The organism is Pseudomonas sp. GM30, assembly GCF_000282275.2.
In the GTDB taxonomy this organism is placed as follows: domain Bacteria; phylum Pseudomonadota; class Gammaproteobacteria; order Pseudomonadales; family Pseudomonadaceae; genus Aquipseudomonas.
In genome coordinates this window covers 38,840-57,749 of record NZ_AKJP02000008.1, presented here as the reverse complement: position 1 = coordinate 57,749, position 18,910 = coordinate 38,840, and the positions used below count along the sequence as shown (strand labels likewise).

General features: G+C 62.8%; 11 protein-coding genes (1 of these 11 only partly in view). 8 read left to right on the top strand and 3 right to left on the bottom strand.

Annotated features, from left to right (window positions below; genetic code table 11):
• The first annotated feature begins 280 nt into the window (after positions 1-280).
• Genes PMI25_RS06295 through PMI25_RS06285 form a run of 3 tightly spaced genes read left to right on the top strand, consistent with a single transcriptional unit; the run spans position 281 to position 4,826 of the window.
• Positions 281-1,453 carry an efflux RND transporter periplasmic adaptor subunit gene (locus tag PMI25_RS06295; RefSeq protein WP_007968297.1) on the top strand — a complete coding sequence of 391 codons (1,173 nt, stop codon included), beginning with the start codon at positions 281-283 and terminating at the stop codon, positions 1,451-1,453.
• Positions 1,454-3,427: a MacB family efflux pump subunit gene (locus PMI25_RS06290; protein WP_007968298.1), complete on the top strand. Its 1,974-nt coding sequence runs from the start codon at positions 1,454-1,456 to the stop codon at positions 3,425-3,427.
• 7 nt (positions 3,428-3,434) lie between these two features.
• Complete coding sequence (locus PMI25_RS06285; RefSeq protein ID WP_007968300.1) at positions 3,435-4,826, top strand: efflux transporter outer membrane subunit; 1,392 nt, start codon at positions 3,435-3,437, stop codon at positions 4,824-4,826.
• A 195-nt stretch (positions 4,827-5,021) separates the two neighbouring features.
• Here the strand turns inward: PMI25_RS06285 and pvdP are convergent, their stop codons facing one another.
• Positions 5,022-6,641 (bottom strand): pyoverdine maturation tyrosinase PvdP, encoded by a 1,620-nt coding sequence (gene pvdP / locus PMI25_RS06280; RefSeq protein ID WP_007968739.1) that lies wholly within the window; start codon positions 6,639-6,641, stop codon positions 5,022-5,024.
• 320 nt (positions 6,642-6,961) lie between these two features.
• Between pvdP and pvdM the strand changes: the two genes are divergently transcribed.
• From pvdM to PMI25_RS06255, 5 genes are all read left to right on the top strand, one after another.
• The gene (gene pvdM / locus PMI25_RS06275; protein ID WP_007968740.1) at positions 6,962-8,332 is read left to right on the top strand and encodes a pyoverdine-tailoring dipeptidase-like protein PvdM; all 1,371 of its coding nucleotides are present in this window, start codon (positions 6,962-6,964) and stop codon (positions 8,330-8,332) included.
• Positions 8,329-9,609 carry a pyoverdine-tailoring periplasmic protein PvdN gene (gene pvdN / locus PMI25_RS06270; RefSeq protein ID WP_007968741.1) on the top strand — a complete coding sequence of 427 codons (1,281 nt, stop codon included), beginning with the start codon at positions 8,329-8,331 and terminating at the stop codon, positions 9,607-9,609. Before pvdM ends, pvdN begins: the two co-directional genes overlap by 4 nt.
• A gap of 38 nt (positions 9,610-9,647) precedes the next feature.
• Positions 9,648-10,556 (top strand): dihydropyoverdine dehydrogenase, encoded by a 909-nt coding sequence (gene pvdO / locus PMI25_RS06265; RefSeq protein WP_007968742.1) that lies wholly within the window; start codon positions 9,648-9,650, stop codon positions 10,554-10,556.
• Positions 10,557-10,703: 147 nt separating this feature from the next.
• A complete protein-coding gene (locus PMI25_RS06260) occupies positions 10,704-12,353 on the top strand; it encodes a cyclic peptide export ABC transporter (protein WP_007968743.1) in 1,650 nt (549 codons plus the stop codon).
• Positions 12,354-12,470: 117 nt separating this feature from the next.
• Positions 12,471-14,933: a TonB-dependent siderophore receptor gene (locus PMI25_RS06255; RefSeq protein WP_007968744.1), complete on the top strand. Its 2,463-nt coding sequence runs from the start codon at positions 12,471-12,473 to the stop codon at positions 14,931-14,933.
• 1,163 nt (positions 14,934-16,096) lie between these two features.
• On the opposite strand, the gene PMI25_RS06245 is transcribed toward PMI25_RS06255, so the two are convergent.
• Positions 16,097-17,056, bottom strand: coding sequence for an alpha/beta hydrolase (locus tag PMI25_RS06245; RefSeq protein ID WP_007967510.1), 960 nt, complete (start codon positions 17,054-17,056; stop codon positions 16,097-16,099).
• A 67-nt stretch (positions 17,057-17,123) separates the two neighbouring features.
• A protein-coding gene (locus tag PMI25_RS06240; protein ID WP_024164435.1) for a non-ribosomal peptide synthase/polyketide synthase crosses the window boundary here: on the bottom strand, positions 17,124-18,910 show its 3' end. Its footprint extends 13,210 nt past the window's final position; the window shows 1,787 of its 14,997 coding nt (coding positions 13,211-14,997); its start codon lies off the right edge, out of view; its stop codon occupies positions 17,124-17,126.

Below are 18,910 nucleotides of genomic sequence, written 5' to 3'. Positions count from 1 at the left end.
ACTGATCGACGGCCCGCGAACACGGGTAGCAAGATAGTGGCAACTGAAGTGCGTAATTTATAGTAATTCTCATATAGATTTAAAGTGGCGTTTGTCGTTGCCCGTCAAATAGTGCCGTTCTATACCTGTAACATCCTGTGTCTTCGCTTAAATTCCCCTCCACATCCATCGTTTACAGGACAGCTCCCCGTGTCTGTCGCGCCCCGCGACGGCGTTCAGCGGCTGCGCGCTGTGGCGTGCAGTCGAACGACGGGCCGAATTCCACTGGCCGGAACCCTGCATGAAACGTCCCCGCCCCGCTCGACGCGCCCTGCTCGCAGTCCTTTGTCTGATTCCCGTTGTTGCCTACGCCGCATGGCAAATCATGCCGCCGGGCCGCGAGCGCTTCGCCACCGTGCAAGTCAGCCGTGGCGACATCGAAAGCAGCGTCACCGCACTGGGCACCCTGCAACCGCGCCGGTATGTCGATGTCGGTGCGCAGGCCTCCGGGCAGATCCAGAAAATCCACGTCGAAGTCGGTGACGTGGTCAAGGAAGGTCAACTGCTGGTGGAAATCGATCCGTCCACGCAAAAGGCCAAACTCGACGCCGGGCGCTTCTCCATCGAAAACCTCAAGGCGCAATTGCAGGAGCAGCGCGCCCAGCATGAACTGGCGCGGCAGAAGTATCAGCGTCAGCAGAATCTCGCCGCCGGCGGCGCCACCCGTGAAGAAGACGTGCAGACCGCCCGCGCCGAACTGAAAGCCACTCAGGCGCGCGTCGACATGTTCCAGGCGCAGATCCGCCAGGCAGAAGCGAGCCTGCGCAGTGATCAGGCCGAACTCGGCTACACCCGAATCTACGCGCCGATGGCCGGCACCGTGGTTGCCCTCGACGCCCGCGAGGGCCAGACCCTCAACGCGCAACAGCAGACGCCGCTGATCCTGCGCATCGCCAAGCTGTCACCGATGACCGTGTGGGCCGAGGTCTCCGAGGCCGACATCGGCCACGTCAAACCGGGCATGACCGCCTATTTCACCACCCTCAGCGGCGGCCAGCGCCGCTGGAGCAGCACCGTACGGCAGATTCTGCCGGTGCCGCCCAAGCCGCTGGACCAGACCAGCCAGGGCGGCGGCAGCCCGGCCAGCAGCAGCAAAAGCGGCAGCGCCCGCGTTGTGCTGTACACGGTTTTGCTCGACGTCGATAACGCCGACAACGCCTTGATGGCCGAGATGACCACCCAGGTGTTTTTCGTCGCCAATCAGGCCAAAGGCGTGCTCACCGCGCCGGTTGCCGCGTTGCAGGGCAGCACCACGGCCAACCTGCAAACCGCGCAGGTGGTGGCGGCCAACGGCGACATCCAGCAGCGCGAGGTACGCACCGGTATCAGCGACCGACTCAAAGTGCAGATTGTCGACGGCCTCAACGAAGGCGATCACCTGCTGATCGGCCCGGTCGACGGCAGCGGAGGCTGAATGCAAACGCCTCTGATCGACCTGCAGGACATCCGCAAATCCTACGGCGGCGGTGACGCTCCCGAGGTTCACGTGCTGCGCGGTATCGACCTGTCGATCCACGCCGGCGAATTCGTGGCGATTGTCGGCGCTTCCGGCTCTGGCAAATCGACCCTGATGAACATCCTCGGCTGCCTCGACCGCCCGACGTCCGGCGAGTACCGCTTTGCCGGGGAAAACGTCGCCGGCCTCGACAGCGACGAGCTGGCGTGGCTGCGCCGCGAAGCCTTTGGCTTTGTGTTCCAGGGCTATCACCTGATTCCGTCCGGCTCGGCCCAGGAAAACGTCGAGATGCCGGCGATCTATGCTGGCACCCCGGCTGCCGAGCGTCACGCCCGCGCCGCCGCCCTGCTCGACCGCCTCGGTCTGGCCTCGCGCACCGGCAATCGTCCGCATCAGTTGTCCGGCGGTCAGCAGCAACGGGTGTCAATTGCCCGGGCGTTGATGAACGGCGGCCACATCATCCTCGCCGACGAACCCACCGGCGCCCTCGACAGCCACAGCGGTAAAGAGGTGATGACGCTGCTCGACGAACTGGCGAGCCAGGGCCACGTGGTGATCCTCATCACCCACGACCGCGAAGTCGCGGCCCGGGCCAAACGCATCATCGAAATCCGCGACGGCCTGATCATCAGCGACAGCGCCCGCGACAATCCCCACGCCCAGATCAGCGCCAATCCCGGCGCCCTGCAAGCAGTGGATCTGCGCCAGCGCCTGGCCGTGGGCGCGGACGCCACTGGCGCCTGGAAAGGTGAACTGGTCGATGCCCTGCACGCCGCGTGGCGCGTGATGTGGATCAACCGCTTTCGCACCGCGCTGACCCTGCTCGGGATCATCATCGGCGTGGCCTCGGTGGTGGTCATGCTGGCGGTCGGTGAAGGCAGTAAACGCCAGGTGATGGCGCAGATGGGCGCCTTCGGTTCGAACATCATTTACCTCAGCGGCTCGGCGCCCAACCCGCGCACGCCGCCGGGGATCATCACCCTCGACGATGTGCACGCGTTGGCCAGCCTGCCGCAAGTGCAGCGGATCATGCCGGTCAACGGTGCCGAGGCCGGGGTGCGTTACGGCAATGCCGACCACCTGAGTTACGTCGGCGGCAACGACACCAACTTCCCGGCGATCTTCAACTGGCCGGTGGTGCAAGGCAGTTACTTCACCGAGGCCGACGAGCAGAACGCTGCAGCCGTTGCGGTGATCGGCCACAAGGTGCGCAGCAAACTGCTCAAAGATGTGCCGAACCCGATCGGCCAATTCATCCTGATCGAGAATGTGCCGTTCCAGGTGGTCGGCGTGCTTGCGGAAAAAGGCGCCAGCTCCGGCGACTCCGACAGCGACAATCGCATCGCCATCCCTTATTCGGCGGCCAGCGTCCGGCTGTTCGGTACACGCAACCCGGAATACGTGGCCATCGCCGCCGCCGACGCGCGTAAGGTCAAGGACACCGAGCAGGCCATCGAGCAACTGATGCTGCGCCTGCACAACGGCAAGAAGGATTTCGAACTGACCAACAACGCCGCAATGATCCAGGCCGAGGCCCGCACTCAGAACACCCTGTCGTTGATGCTCGGCTCGATTGCCGCGATCTCGCTGCTGGTTGGCGGTATCGGCGTAATGAACATCATGCTCATGACCGTGCGCGAACGAACCCGCGAGATCGGTATTCGCATGGCCACCGGCGCACGTCAGCGCGACATCCTCCGGCAGTTCCTCACCGAAGCGGTGATGCTCTCGGTGGTCGGCGGCATTGCCGGGATCGCCCTGGCGCTGATCGTCGGCGGCGTGCTGATCCTCAGCGAAGTGGCCGTGGCCTTTTCCTTGATGGCGGTACTTGGCGCCTTCGGTTGCGCCCTGGTCACCGGCGTTGTCTTCGGCTTCATGCCGGCCCGCAAAGCTGCCCGGCTCGACCCGGTCACGGCCCTTACCAGTGAATGATCGATCTATGAAACCGCGCCTCAGCCTGTTGACCGTGTGCCTGATCCTCAGCGCCTGCGGCAGTCCCGTTCAGCGCCCGGACAGTGGCGTGCAGGCGCCAGCTGCCTGGCAGTCGCCCCATGGCGCCAGCGTTGCCCGCAACAACCCGCAGTGGTGGACGCAATTTGGCAGCCCGGAACTGGATCGCCTGATCGAACAGGCTCGCGTCGGCAGTTTCGACCTCGCGGCCGCCGTTGCTCGAGTGCGTCAGGCGCAGGCGGGCACCGTCATCGCTGGCGGCTCTCAGTTGCCGGAGGTCAAGGCCGGCCTGAATGCCAATCGGCAGAAACTGCTGCGTGGCAATGGCTACAGCCAGCTCGATGCCGACAGCAGCAACAAGGCGGTGGACTATTTCGATACCAACCTGAGCGCCACCTACGAAATCGATTTCTGGGGCGGCAAACGCGCCTCGCGCGACAGTGCCCAGTTCGCCTTGCAGGCCAGCGAATTCGACCGGGCGACGGTCGAGCTGACATTGCTCAGCGGCGTTGCCAGCACGTATGCGCAAACCTTGTCCCTGCGCGAACAAAGCCGCATCGCCGAATTGAACCTGGCCAACGCGCAGAGCGTGCTGAAACTGGTGCAGACCCGCTTCGATGCAGGCTCCGCTACTGCGCTGGAACTGGCCCAGCAGAAAAGCCTGGTCGCCGCCCAGCAATGGCAATTGCCACGGGTGCAGCAACAGGCCGAGGACGCGTTGATCAGCCTCGCCGCCCTGCTCGGCCGACCGGTGCAGCAACTGTCGGCGACAGAGTCCTTCGAGCACCTGCAATGGCCAGACATCGCCGCCGGCGTGCCCAGCGAGTTGCTCACGCATCGTCCGGACATCGCCCGCGCCGAAGCACAACTGGCCGCCGCCGAAGCTGACGTCAAAGTCGCTCGAGCGGCCATGTTGCCGACACTGACCCTGACCGCCCAACTCGGCTCGGGCGCCAATCAGTTCGACGATTTGATTCGCAGCCCTTTCTACAACCTGACCGCCGGGCTGGTCGCACCGATTTTCAATAACGGTCGCCTCGGCGCTGAACGCGACAAGGCCACGGCGCGCCAGCAAGAGCTGCTGGAAACTTACCGTGGGGCGATCATCAACGGGTTTGCCGATGTGGAAAAAGCCTTGAACAGCATTCGCGGTCTGGATCGCCAGCGGCAGTGGCAAAGCGAAGAACTGAATCAGGCGCAAACCGCTTTCAACATCGCCCAAAGCCGCTACCAGGCGGGCGCCGAAGACTTGCTGACTGTCCTCGAAACCCAGCGCACCTTATACGCAGCGCAGGATCAGAACGTGCAACTGCGCCTGGCGCGGATGCAGGCCAGCATTGCGCTGTACAAGGCACTTGGCGGCGGGTGGCAGACTTTGTAATCGAATCAACACAACAACCCTGTGGGAGCTGGCTTGCCAGCGATAAGGCCAGCACTCCCGACATCAACGTTGCCTGACCCAATGCTATCGCTGGCAAGCCAGCTCCCACATTGATTGAAGGTGTTGCCGCTTTCTCCGGCTGACACCTGAACCTGTGGGAGCGAGCCTGCTCGCGAATGATCGATGACGCAGCCCTCAAGCCGGGCTGGTTTTAGGCTTCAGATTGCGCGCATACCATGGCCGTTGCGGCACGCGGCGGAACAGGCCGGCGAGTTTTTCCTCGTCGGTGATGAAGGTGATGCGCAGCGCCAGTTTCATGGTTTCCGGATCCATCTCCACTGACTTGCCCATCTGCAATCCCGGCGTGGTGCTGCAGCCATGAGTGATCGGCCCGAGCCACGGGTCGTCGACTTCCACCCAGCGCCCCGGAGCAAACCATGGCACGCCATTGACCTGCAGCCGCGTGACTTCGCCCGGATGGAAACGCTCGTGGGCGCGGAACCAGTCCTCGATGCGATCGTCGATCCAGCCATGGAAATGCCAGAACGTCGGGTTGACGTGTGAAGAAAACGGATCGCCAAGGAAGTCGTTTTCGGCGTTGTACCAGCGGGCCGCGAAGTCCGCCGGATCGCGGGCAAACGGTACCGGCTGACCATTGGACGGATCGCGCGGCACGGAGGCCCAGCGCATGTGCAGCCAGTCATGCAGGCCCAGTTCGACTTCGGAGCCGAACTGGCCGAGGGTGAGCCGGGCCAGATACGCCGGATCGCGATACTGCGACTCCCAGACCTGGAAGTTGCTTTCGTAGGTCTCGGCCGTCTTGATGTCGCTGACCCACTGGCTGAACTCGTCATCGCCCGCCGCCGTCCAGGTGGGCGGCAAGGCCGCGCCGTCGTGGTTGTCGAAATAGCGGGCGAAGCCGACGCGGTCGCGGATCAGCTCCGGCTGCGGCAGCGGGAAAAACGCCCACGACGGCAGATCCTGCATCGAGCGCGCCGTCCCGAGCATGTGCCGGTGCATGAAGAAAAAGTCCACGCCCGAGCCATTGCGATCCTTGCGCGGGCCACGGGCATCGCGCTCCTTGTCGCGCGGGCCGGGCTGCCAGCCAATGCCGCGCAAGGCTTCGCGTTTGTCCTCGGGCAGTTTGTGCCACTTGTCCCGGGTCGCATGCCACAACTGGTGAAACAGGCGATGCTCGGGCGAGATAAGCCACGCCAGCAACGTCGGGTTGAGCGGCGTGCGCTCGCGCGCTTCGGGAAACAGCCGCTTGACCGCGACAAAGCGATTGTCCTGCGCCGGCAAGGCCAGCGCTCGATCCAGGCGCAAGGCCTTGCCGCTGAGGGTGCCACTGCCGGCATTGCCGAAGTCGGCCCAGACCTCATCGAGGATCATCTCCAGCTCATAGCTGATCTGGCCGTCGGAACCAATCAGGCGCCAGCTCAGCTTTGCCGCATCGGCTTTCGCGAGGTCGCCAAGAATTCGGTAACGCGGTGTTTCAGCGGAACGCAGGCGCTCGGGCGTGTCGAGGAAACCGCACACGCCGCGCCCCTTCTGGCCGATGTCGAGAAACACTTGCAGGCCCTTGAGCGGCAAGCCTTCGAGGCCGGCATCGGCACCTTCGAAACGGATATCCCACACCCCGCGCAACGCATTCGCCAGGCGCTGCCCGGCCCTGTCGGCGACATCGAAAGACGCTTCGCCCGGGGTGATCGTCGGGTCCGGCTTCGTCCATTCACGATGCCCGAAATACGCCGCAGGCACGGCAGCGCCGGTCAGCGCCAGACCCGCCATGAACCATCGTCGAGAAATCTTCATTGCCCTACCTGTGTCAGCCATGAAGCAGGCTTTATCCAAGCTAGAACGTTTGTTGCCCCGGCAAATTTAACGCGCCCGACGATGATGACCCGTGGCGAGGGGATTCATCCCCGATGAGTTGCGAAGCAACTCCCATCCGACGCTGGCGGCGACACCAGAAGGGACAGCGCTCGCAGGCTTTGCGAGCGCTTCGCACTCGATCGGGGATAAATCCCCTCGCCACAGCACCAGGCTTAAATTTTGTTGCCAACCACTCGTTCCTCCCAGATAGCGAAGGCCCCCGCGCCTGCACCTCGATGGCGAACCTGACTGAGATGGCAATGACAAAACCACGTTCGAAAAAGGCTCTATTCATCGGCCTGCCGTTGGCTCTGGCGATCAGCGCCGGCGCAGGCTTTGCCGTGTGGCACCACTGGTTCAAGGACGACCTCGGCTACCCGGCCAAAGTCATGAAGCAAGCCGATGAGCTGCACGAACGCATGCTCTCTTTCGACAGCCATGTCAGCCTGACGCAAAATTTCGGCACCGATGGCCACGAAGCCGACAAGGACGGCGACGGCCAGTTCGACCTCGCCAAGGCCAACCGTGGGCGCCTGTCCGGCGCCGCCCTGACCATCTTCGGCTGGCCGGAAATGTGGAACGGCCCGAACGCCCCGCACAAGCCAACACCCGGCTTCGTCGACGAGGCGCGCAACCAGCAGGAAATCCGTTTCAAGATCATCTCCGGGATTGTTCGCGACTACCCCAATCAGGTCGCCATCGCCTACACCCCGGACGATTTCCGGCGTTTGCACGGCGAAGGCAAATTCGCGATTTTCATCAGCATGCTCAACGCCTATCCACTGGGCCACGACCTCAACCTGCTGGACTTGTGGACGGCGCGCGGCATGCGCATGTTCGGCTTCAGCTACATCGGCAACAACGACTGGGCGGATTCGTCGCGGCCGCTGCCATTCCTCAATGATTCGCCGGACGCCCTCGACGGCCTCTCGGATCTGGGCAAGCAAGCGGTCAAGCGCCTTAACGATCTGGGTGTGATCATCGACGTCTCGCAAATGTCGACCAAGGCCCTCGAACAAGTTGCGCAACTGAGCCGCACGCCGCTGGTGGCCTCGCACTCGGCACCGCGCGCAATGGTCGACATTCCGCGCAACCTCAGCGACAAGGAAATGCAGCTGATCAAAAACAGCGGCGGCGTGGTGCAGATCGTCGCGTTCTCGCAGTACCTGCGTCCGCTCACCCAGCACACCCAGGACAAACTCAACGAGATGCGCAAGGACTTCGACCTGCCGCCGCTGCCGAACCTGGCGATGGCGTTGATGCCGGGCGACCCGATCATTGCGGCGTGGTCCGAGCAGAAGTTCGGCCAGTACGCCAGCCGCCTCTACGGCATCCTCGAAGAAGAACCGAAAGCCAGCCTCAAGGATCTGGGCGATGCCATCGATTACGCGGTGCGCAAGATCGGAATCGACCATGTCGGCATCAGCTCCGACTTCAACGAAGGTGGCGGCGTCAAAGGCTTCGAGAACGTCGGCGAGATCCGTAACGTCACCGCCGAGCTGATCTCGCGCGGTTACTCCGAAGCGGACATCGCCAAGCTCTGGGGCGGCAACTTCCTGCGGGTCTGGGATCAGGTCGAGAAAGCCGCGAAACCGGCCCTGCCCGCCGCGCCGGGAACTGCCAAGCCATGAGCAATCGTCGTGAGTTCTTGAAGCAGGCGGGGATTCTCGCGGCGGCGCTGCCACTGGGCGCGAGCCTGCCGAATGTCGCCGGTGCCGCGAACGCCGCGCCCGTGACCGGCAACAAGTGGACGCGGTTGCAGCAGTTGTTCGATCAGGATCCGGCGTATCTGCACTTCTCCAACTTCCTGATCACCTCGCACCCGAAACCGGTGCGCGAGGCGATTGAACGACACCGCGCCGCCCTCGACAACAATCCCGGACTGGCCATGGATTGGGACCTCGGCGTGATCGAACAACGCGAAGAGAACGTGCGCGTCTGGGCCGGGCGCTACCTGCAAGTCGATGCCAAGCAGATCGCCCTGACCGGCAGCACCACCGAAGGTCTGGCGACAATCTACGGCGGCGTGCACGTGCGCCCCGATCAGGAAATCCTCACCACCGAGCACGAGCACTACGCGACCCACACCATCCTCGCCCTGCGTAGCGAACGCGACAGCACCCGGGTGCGCAAGATTCGTCTGTTCAAGGATTCGTACAACGCCAGCAAAGCAGAAATCCTTGCTGCCATCGACGGCGCCATCCGCCCCGAAACCCGGGTGCTGGGCATGTGTTGGGTGCATTCGGGCAGCGGCATGAAACTGCCCATCGGTGAGATCGGCGCCATCGTCGACAAGCACAACCGCGGTCGCAGCGACGCCGACCGCATCGTTTACGTGGTCGACGGGGTACATGGCTTCGGCGTGGACAACCTGAACTTCGCGCAAATGAACTGCGACTTCTTCATCGCCGGCACCCACAAGTGGATGTTCGGCCCACGTGGCACCGGCATCGTCTGCAGCCGCTTCGCCGAAGTCAGATACGTCACCCCGATCATTCCGACGTTCTCCGAAGCCACGGCGTTTTCCACCACCATGACGCCCGGCGGCTATCACTCGTTCGAACACCGCTGGGCGCTGGACGAAGCGTTCAAATTGCATCTTGAGCTGGGCAAGGCCGAGGTCGAAGCGCGCATTCACGCGCTCAACAGTTACCTGAAACAACGTCTGCAGCAACGGCCGCAGATCGAACTGGTGACGCCACTGAGCCCTGAGCTGTCCGCCGGTTTCACCTTCTTCCGGGTCAAGGGCAAGGACAGCGACAAGATTGCCGCGCACCTGATGACCAACCGCGTGGTCGCCGATGCCGTGCACCGTGACGTCGGCCCGGTGATCCGCACCGCACCGGGGCTGCTCAACGACGAAGAGCAAATCGACCGCTTGCTGGCCGTGCTCGACCAGGCCCTGTGAATCCGGGCGATCCCTTTTTCCTTTTAGCGAGACTCGCAATGAACAGTGAACTGCGTCGATTTTCCTTGAAGGCGCTGCCGGCGCTGATGCTCACCGCCCTCGCCGCCGGCCTGCTGCCGGGCGCCGCGCAGGCCGCCACCCCGCCTGCGCCGGGCAAAGTGTTCAAGGACTGCAAGGACTGCCCGGAAATGGTCGTGCTGCCCACCGGCACGTTCACCATGGGCACCCCGGAGGATGAGGTCGGCCGCGAGCCGGACGAAGGACCGCTGCACCCGGTGACGTTTGCCAAACCGCTGGCGATCAGCCGTTTCCAGATTCTGCGCGGCGAGTGGGACGCCTACCTCAAGGACAGCGGCTACAAAATGCCCGACGGCGACACGCGCCCCGGTCGCGCCTGCAAGGCCGGGATCCCGGATTATCAGGGCAGCGACCCGCGCAAGCAGTACACCGACAAGCACCCGGCGGTGTGCATGGATTTCCCGGAGGTCGAGGCTTACGTGGCCTGGCTGTCGAAGAAGACCGGCCAGCAATACCGGCTGGTCAGCGAGTCGCTGCGTGAATACGCCGCCCGCGCCGGCAGTACGGGGCCGTTCCCCTTCCCGTTCGACGAGGGCAAGGAATACAGCATCGCCAAACACGCCAATACTTACGGCGCCGCCGATGGCTACAACTTCACCGCGCCGGCCGGCAGCTTTCCGGCCAACGCGTTCGGCGTCTACGACATGCACGGCAATATTTATGAGTGGACCGCCGATTGCTACAACGACAACTACGTTGGCGCGCCAAGCGATGGCAGTGCCTGGCTGAGCGGCAAGTGCGAAGTGCGGCGCATCCGTGGCAACGACTGGGGCGAGGCCCCAGTGTTCTCGCGTTCGGGCAACCGCAACGCCACCTACACCGACACCCGTGGCGACTGGATCGGCTTCCGGGTCGCCCGTGATCTGTAACGCCATCGCCCGGCTAAATTAGCCGTCCTGCCAGTCGTTCTAAAAGTGGGCGCGATCCTCCATGGCGCGCCCACTGCCCTCTACGTCATCCAGGCGAACCCCACGCACAGTGCCGGTGTTCGCCGCTCCTTCAAGCAGGGAACCTCCATGAGCAAACCAACACGCGGGGTGATCAATGAATTGTTCGCCCTGCTCAAACCCTTTCGACTGATCGTCAGCGTGTCGATCCTGCTCGGCATGGTCGGTGGCCTGAGCGTCACCGCGCTGCTGGCGACCATCAACAACGTGCTGCACGCCGAGGGCGCACTGACCAGCACCATGGTCGCGGTGTTTGCCGGCCTGTGCCTGCTGGCGCTGACCAGCTCGATCTTTTCCGACATCGGCACCAATTTCGTCGGCCAGCACATCATCGCCAAGTTGCGCAAAGAGCTGGGCGAGAAAGTCCTTTCGGCGCCGATCGAGCAGATCGAGCGCTATCGCAGCCATCGGCTGATTCCGGTGCTGACCCACGACGTCGACACCATCAGCGACTTCGCTTTCGCCTTTGCGCCGCTGGCGATTTCCCTGACCGTGACCCTCGGTTGCATGGGCTACCTGGCGATGTTGTCGTGGCCGATGTTCCTGATGATGGCGGTGGCGATCCTGATCGGCACGGTCATTCAATACATCGCGCGCGGGCGCGGCATGCAGGGTTTCCTCAAGGCCCGTGACTACGAAGACGAGTTGCAGAAGCACTACCACGCGGTCGCCGAGGGCGCCAAGGAACTGCGCATCCACCGCCCGCGCCGGCATCGCATGTTCGTCTCGGGCATCGAAGGCACGGCCGACAAGATCTGCGACACGCAGGTGCGTTCGGTGAACATTTTCGTGGTCGCCAAGACTTTGGGGTCGATGCTGTTCTTCGTGGTCATCGGCCTGGCGCTGGGCCTGCAATCGCTGTGGCCGAGCGCCGACAAAGCGGTGATGAGCGGCTTCGTGCTAGTGCTGCTGTACATGAAAGGGCCGCTGGAACACATCATCGGCACCCTGCCGATCGTCAGTCGTGCACAAATCGCGTTCCGCCGGATCGCCGATCTGTCCGAGCAATTCTCCTCGCCCGAGCCGCACTTGCTGCTCAGCGATCAGGGCCACCAAAAGACCCCGGTGCACAGCCTGGAACTGACCGATGTCTCGTACAGTTTCCCGACGGTAGAAGGCGCCAAGCCGTTCCGGCTGGGTCCGGTGAACCTGAAAATCGAACAGGGCGACATCATTTTCATCGTCGGCGAAAACGGCTGCGGCAAGACCACGCTGATCAAGTTGCTGCTGGGCCTGTACGCGCCACAGCAAGGCGAAATCCGCCTCAACCAGCAGCTCGTCGATGCCGCTAACCGCGACGATTACCGCCAGTTGTTCACCACGATTTTCGCCGACTATTACCTGTTCGACGACGTGGTCCAGGGCGACACCCATATCCCGGAAGACGCCAACCAATACCTGGAGCGCCTGGAAATTGCGCACAAGGTCAGCGTGCGTGACGGCTCGTTCACCACCACCGACCTGTCCACCGGCCAGCGCAAGCGTCTGGCCCTGATCAACGCCTGGCTGGAAGAGCGTCCGGTGCTGGTGTTCGACGAATGGGCCGCCGATCAGGACCCGACCTTCCGGCGGATTTTCTACACCGAGCTGCTGCCGGACCTGAAGCGTCTGGGCAAGACCATCATCGTCATTTCCCACGACGATCGTTACTTCGATGTCGCCGACCAACTGGTGCGCATGAGCGCCGGCAAAGTGGTCACTGAGCTGCAACCCGCCTGACTGTGAAAAATTTGTAAAAAAAATGGCGTTGAGCTTTCCGGTTTTCGGAAGGCTCAACGTCTTACTAACAGTTAATAGAAATAGTTCTCAGTCAACACTTTGAAGAGTAGAAGAACAATGCCCGCACCGCACGGACTCCACCCGCTCGCCAAGGCTCTGCTGATCCGCCGCTCCTTCCGTTGCACCTTGCCCGCGTTCTGCGCCATGGCCCTGACTTTGCCGATGATCGGCCAGGCCCAGGCCGCCGCCGTGGCGATCAATATTCCTGCACAGTCGCTGGGGAGCGCCTTGCAGGAATTCGGTCGCCAGACCAACCTCCAAGTGCTGTACAGCCCGGATGAGGTCAGTGGCCTGCGCAGCAGCGCGGTCAGTGGCAACCTGGAACCGACCGCCGCCATCGCGCAACTGCTGCAAGGCACCAACATCGCCTACAGCGTCGAAGGCAACAACGTCGCCTTGCGTTCGCGCAGCACCGGCGGTGCCAGCCTCGATCTGGCCCCGACCAGCATTTCCGCCACCGCCGAATCGGCCTGGGGCCCGGTAGACGGGATCGTCGCCAAGCGCAGCGCCACCGGTTCGAAGACCGATTCGTCGCTCAAGGAAATCCCGCAGACCATCAACGTCGTCACTCAAGACGAAATCAAGATGCGCGGCTCGAAGACCGTCACCGAAGCCCTGCAATACACCCCCGGCATGACCGGCGGCGGTTTCTCGGACCGGGTGAAGATCTTCGACGAACCGACCTCCCGTGGCTTCTCCCCTACTCCGCTGTACCTCGACGGCCTGCACATGCCTTACGGCGGCGGCAGCACCGGCGGTTCGCTGCAGATCGACCCGTACACCCTGGAGCGCGTCGAAGTGCTCAAAGGCCCAGCCTCGGTGCTGTACGGCCAGAACCAGCCTGGCGGTATCGTCAACATGGTCAGCAAGCGTCCGACCGCGACCCCGCTGCACGAAGTGAAGCTCGGTGGCGGCAGCTATGACCGCAAGTACGGTGCCTTCGACCTCGGCGGCCCGATCGATGATCAGGGCGAATTCCTCTACCGGCTGACCGGTGTGGTCAACGACAGCGGCTCGGCCATCGACTACGCCAGCCAGAACCGCATGCTGCTGGCGCCAAGCCTGACCTGGCTGCCCAACGACCAGACCACCATCACCGTGTTCGGTCAGTACCAGAAAGACCACGACGTACCGGAAGCCCAGGGCCTGCCGGCCAACGGCACGGTGCATCGCAGCCAGGCCGGGCGCATCAGCCGCAGCCTGTTCCTCGGCGAGCCGGACGTGAACAAGTACCACCGCGAGCAGTTCGTGGTCGGTTACGAGATCGCCCACGAACTCAACGACGTCTGGACCCTGAAACAGAACGCGCGTTACGCCGACGTCAACGACCAGTACGTGGCGCCGCTGCACGGTTATTCGTTCCCGACCAACCCGGTTACCGGCCTCAACGACGGCAGCTACCAGAGCCGTTATGCGGTGGACTGGTCGCAGCACAACAAGGTCTACGGCATCGATAACATCGCCCAGGCCAAGTTCCACACCGCCGACGTCGAGCACACCGTGCTGCTGGGTGTGGACTACTACCACTACAATTCAAAATTCCTCGGCCTGTACGACCGCACCGCTCCGGGTCTGGATCTGTACAACCCGGTGTATGGCAGCCAGATCAATTTCCGTCAGCCGTACAAATGGGACAACACCATCACCCAGACCGGCCTGTACGCTCAGGATCAACTGCGCTGGAACCAGTGGTTCCTGACCCTCGGCGGTCGGTATGACTTCGCCGAAACCGATAACAAGCAACCGCTGAGCGGCGGCCACAGCAACCAGAAAGACGAGAAGTTCACCGGTCGTGCCGGCCTCGGCTACGAGTTCGACAACGGCATCACGCCGTACGTCAGCTACGCCGAATCGTTCCTGCCGCAAACCGGTACCGACATGAGCGGCGGCGCCTTCGAACCGACCACCGGCAAGCAGTACGAAGTCGGCGTCAAGTACGAGCCGAAGGCCATCGATGGCTTCATCCAGCTGTCGGCGTACCAGATCGATCAGGACAACATGCTGACCAGCGACCTCGCCAACCCGGGCTTCAGCACCCAGAGCGGCTCCGTGCGTTCGCGCGGTATCGAGCTGGAAGGCAAGGTCAACGTCACCCGCAACCTGCGCGTGCTGGCGGCGGTATCGCGTAACCAGACCAAGTGGGAAAAAGACAACGACGGTCGTGAAGGTCGCACCCTGGCCATGCGTCCACCGCTGACCGCTTCCGCGTGGGTCAACTACGACTTCGACATCTCCACCGCCCTCGCCGGCTTCGGCATGGGCCTGGGCGCCCGTTACGTGCGCAGCAGCTACGGTTCGGATTACGAGTCGGACTCGTTCCAGATTCCGTCCTACACCGTGTATGACGCCATGGTCTCCTACGACCTGGAGAAATCGCCGCTGCATGTCAAAGGTGTGAAACTGCAAGCCAACCTGCAAAACCTCACTGACGAGAAGTACGTTGCTGCGTGCAACGGCACCCTCGACTGCTATTACGGCGAAGGCCGGACCATGACTGCTGACGTGACCTACAACTGGTAATACGTTTAGCGCTCACTGAAACGCCGGCATTTGCTGGCGTTTTTTTTTGCTGATTGGGGCTTGGCGGCCTTGGGGCCGACCAGGCTCTTGGGGTTTTGGGGGGATATCCGTTGCTGCGGTAACGGCCTCCTATGGTTCCGCCCTTACGGCGGGTCACTTTTTCCAAACGCCGAAAAAGTAACCAAAAAGGCTTCCCCCGGCGTACGGCACTTCGCTTAGGCTCAGTGTTCCCTCGCTACGGTGTCCATCCGGGGGCATCGCCTACGGTTTGCTTCGCTGCACCTCCTCTCGATGTATGCGGCTCCGCCGCATGGCGCTGCGCGCCTCCCCCCCGGATGGACACCTACGCTCGGCCTGCCGAAGGGGCTGAAGATCAAAAGCTAGAGCCAAAGCCAGAGCCAAAGCCAAAGCCAAAGCCAAAGCCAAAGCCAAAGCCAAAGCCAAAGCCAAAGCCAAAGCCAAAGCAGATCAAAAGATCGCAGCCTTCGGCAGCTCCTACAGGGGATTGGGTGATTTCAGTTGGAGTTTGGTCGGCTGTCAGGCCGCCTTCGCGAGCAAGCTAGCTCCCACAGTGAGATCGGGTGTCATCAGTTAGAGATCGGTCGGCTGTCAGGCCGCCTTCGCGAGCAAGCTCGCTCCCACAGTGAGATCGGGTGTCATCAGTTAGAGATCGGTCGGCTGTCAGGCCGCCATCGCTGGCAAGCCAGCTCCCACAGTGGGATCGGGTGTATTCAGTTGGAGTTTGGTCGGCTGTCAGGCCGCCATCGCCAGCAGGCTGGCTCCTACAATTTAGAGAGCGTGCACCCCATGCGGCGAAGCCGCCCCACTCAACACAATGAGCGTTAGCTCGAGTAAAGCTTTTGATCTCAGGGCCCGTCGGCAGGCTGAGTGGAGGGATTTATCCGGGGGTGGGAGCGCAGCGACCGTTTGGCGCAGCCAAACACAGCGAGAGGAGGTGCAGCGAAGCAAACCGTAGGCGCTGCCCCCCGGATGAATCCCGCAGCGAAGGAACCCGAGCCCAGGCGAGGGCCGAACGTCAGGGTAAAGCCTTTTTGGTTACTTTTTCGGCGTCTGGAAAAAGTGACCCGCCGTAAGGGCGGAACCCTAAGCCGCCGTTACCGCAGCAACGGATATTCACCCCACCCAACCACCCAACCACCCCGTCAAGCCAAAGCAAACACCTCTACCAACCGCGCAGCAATCAACCCCAGCGCCTCTTCAGCCTCATCAACAATCGCCCCCATCCGCATAAAGTCATGGGTCATGCCAGCGTAAACCTGCAAATCCACAGCAACCCCCGCCGCCTGCAAATGCCGGGCATACGCCACCCCCTCATCGTGCAACGGATCACACTCGGCCAACACCATCAACACCGGCGCGACATCGGCCGGAACTTCGCCGAGCAACGGCGAGAAACACGGATCAAGACGATCGCTGGCATCACGCTGATAGTGCGCGTAGAACCACTGCAGCGAAGCCTTCTCCAGCAGATAGCCTTCGGCAAACCGCTCGATCGAAGGCGTACTGCGACTGGCATCGGTGACCGGATAAATCAGCACCTGCAAACGCGGCTGCACAGCGGCATCCGTCAGTTGCGCAGCCAGCACCGTGGCCAGGCTGCCACCGACGCTGTCACCGGCAATCGCCAGCCGCGCCGCATCGATGCCCAGATCGCCCGCACTCGCCACCAGCCACTCCCAGGCATCACGGGCATCATCGGCCGCTGTCGGGAAGCGATGTTCCGGCGCCAGTCGATACGCCACCGACAGCACCACACAATCCGCCAGCGCGGCCAACGCGCGGCACAGCGAATCATGCGAGTCGAGGCTGCCGACCACATAGCCGCCGCCATGGAAATACAACAGTGCCGGACGACCGGCACCCACCTGCAACGGATGATTGCTGTAGATCCGTGCGTTCAACAGTGCACCGTCACGCACCGGCAATTGCAGCTCATCCACTACGGCCAGTTCTTCACCGCCGGCGTCCATCAGCAACGATGACTGATCGAATTGTTCACGGGCCTCGCTCGGGGTCAGCTCATGCATGCCGACGCGTTTGCCACTGGCCCGGCCGTTGCCGACCAGTTGCAGAAATGCGGCGATATCAGGATTCAATGACATTCAAATCTCCAAAGCGATCGGGCGCCAGCAGCGCCCGATCGGTTTTGCTTGGGTTTCACAGCAGGTTTCAGGACATGACTACTGATTCAACGATCTGGCCGAGCATTTCTTCAGCCTCGGACAGGAAAGTTTCATCGCGCGGGATCTGGAAGTGCCCGCAATCCAGCCATTCACCGCCCATGCCCGGCTGGCCGAGTTGCGCCGCCAGCTCCAGTGCCTCGGCTTCGCGACCCAAGGTCCACCAGCACGTCGGGTTGACGGTCAGCGGCGCACAGCGCTCAAGCTTGAGCGACAACTGCTTGAGCCGGCGCGCCACGCTGAACACCTGCGCCAGTTCTTCGGCACCCAGCGCCACATAGGTCGACGCCCCGCGCTCGGCGCTCATGGCACGCTGGAACAGCGCGCGCAGGTTGTGTGGCGTTTCCTCACCGTCGATAGACAAGTCCGAAGCGGCGTCCGGCAGCGTCACCTGCAAGAAATCGCGCAGGTCGGCTTGCCAGTTATCGACAGCCCCGGCGTCGACCGCCGCCGACGGCACGAAGCTGTCGACCAGCCCGACAAACTTGACCTGTTGCCCGGCCTGCTCCAGTTGCGCGGCAATCAACATCGCCAGCGTACCGCCCAGTGACCAGCCGAGCAGGTGATACGGCCCCTGCGGCTGTTTCTGGCGAATCTGCGCCAGGTAATCACTGGCCATTTCCTGCAGCGAGGTGTCGTTGAACGTCGGATCCAGCAGCATCCGCGACTGAATCGCCAACAGCTGGCGTTGACCACTCAAGCGCCGCGCCAGCGGCTCGTAGTCGAACACCGTGCCGAAGCCGGCGTGGAGGCAGAACAACGGCGCCACGCCTTTGACCTCGGCGTTCATCGCCAGCAATCCGGAGACTTTTTCTGCCGTGCCCTGAACGCTCGCCACCAGTTCGCCGATGCTCGGTTTCTGCATCAGGTCGCGCAGTTTCAGGCTCAGGCCCTGAGCCTTGAGCACACGACTGCGGGCCACCACTTGCAGGCTGAGGATCGAATCGCCACCCAGTTCGAAGAAGTTGTCGGTGAGCCCGACCCGTTCGACTTTCAGTACCTCCTGCCAGATCTTCGCCAGGGCCTTCTCCAGCTCGGTGCGCGGCTCGACGTAGGCCAGACGCTGTTCGGCATCCGGATTCGGCAGGGCCTTGCGGTCGAGCTTGCCGTTCGGCGTCAGCGGCATGCGCTCAAGCACCATCAGGTGTGCCGGCACCATGTAATCCGGCAGGCTCGCCTTGAGTTGCTCGCGCAAACGTTCGCCCAAGCCGTCGGCTGGAGTCTCGGCAGTGGCCAGTACATAGCCAAGCAGCTGTTTGCCGCTAACGCCCTCGCGGGCCACTACGGCAGCGTCACGCACGCCCGGCTGCTGCTTGAGGCGCGCTTCGATTTCGCCCAGCTCGATGCGGAAGCCACGGATTTTCACCTGATGGTCGATCCGCCCGAGGTAGTCGACGGTGCCATCGGCACGCTGGCGCACCAGGTCGCCGGTGCGGTACAGGCGACTGCCGTCGGCACTGAACGGGTTGGCAACGAAACGTTCGGCGGTGCCACCGGCACGCCCCAGATAACCGCGCGCCAACGCGCCACCCAGGTACAACTCACCGGCAATGCCGGCCGGCAGCGGATTGAGATCGCTGTCGAGCACATAACCGCTGCGCTCGCCGACCACAGTGCCGATCGGCGCATAGGCCGCGCCGCATTGATCGTCGATCGCGGCCTTCCAGATCAGCGGCGTGACCACCGTTTCAGTCGGGCCATAGCCGTTGATGATGTACTGCGGTTGCAGTGCGCGTTTGGCCAGTTCGAAACTCGCCACCGGCACCGCATCCCCGC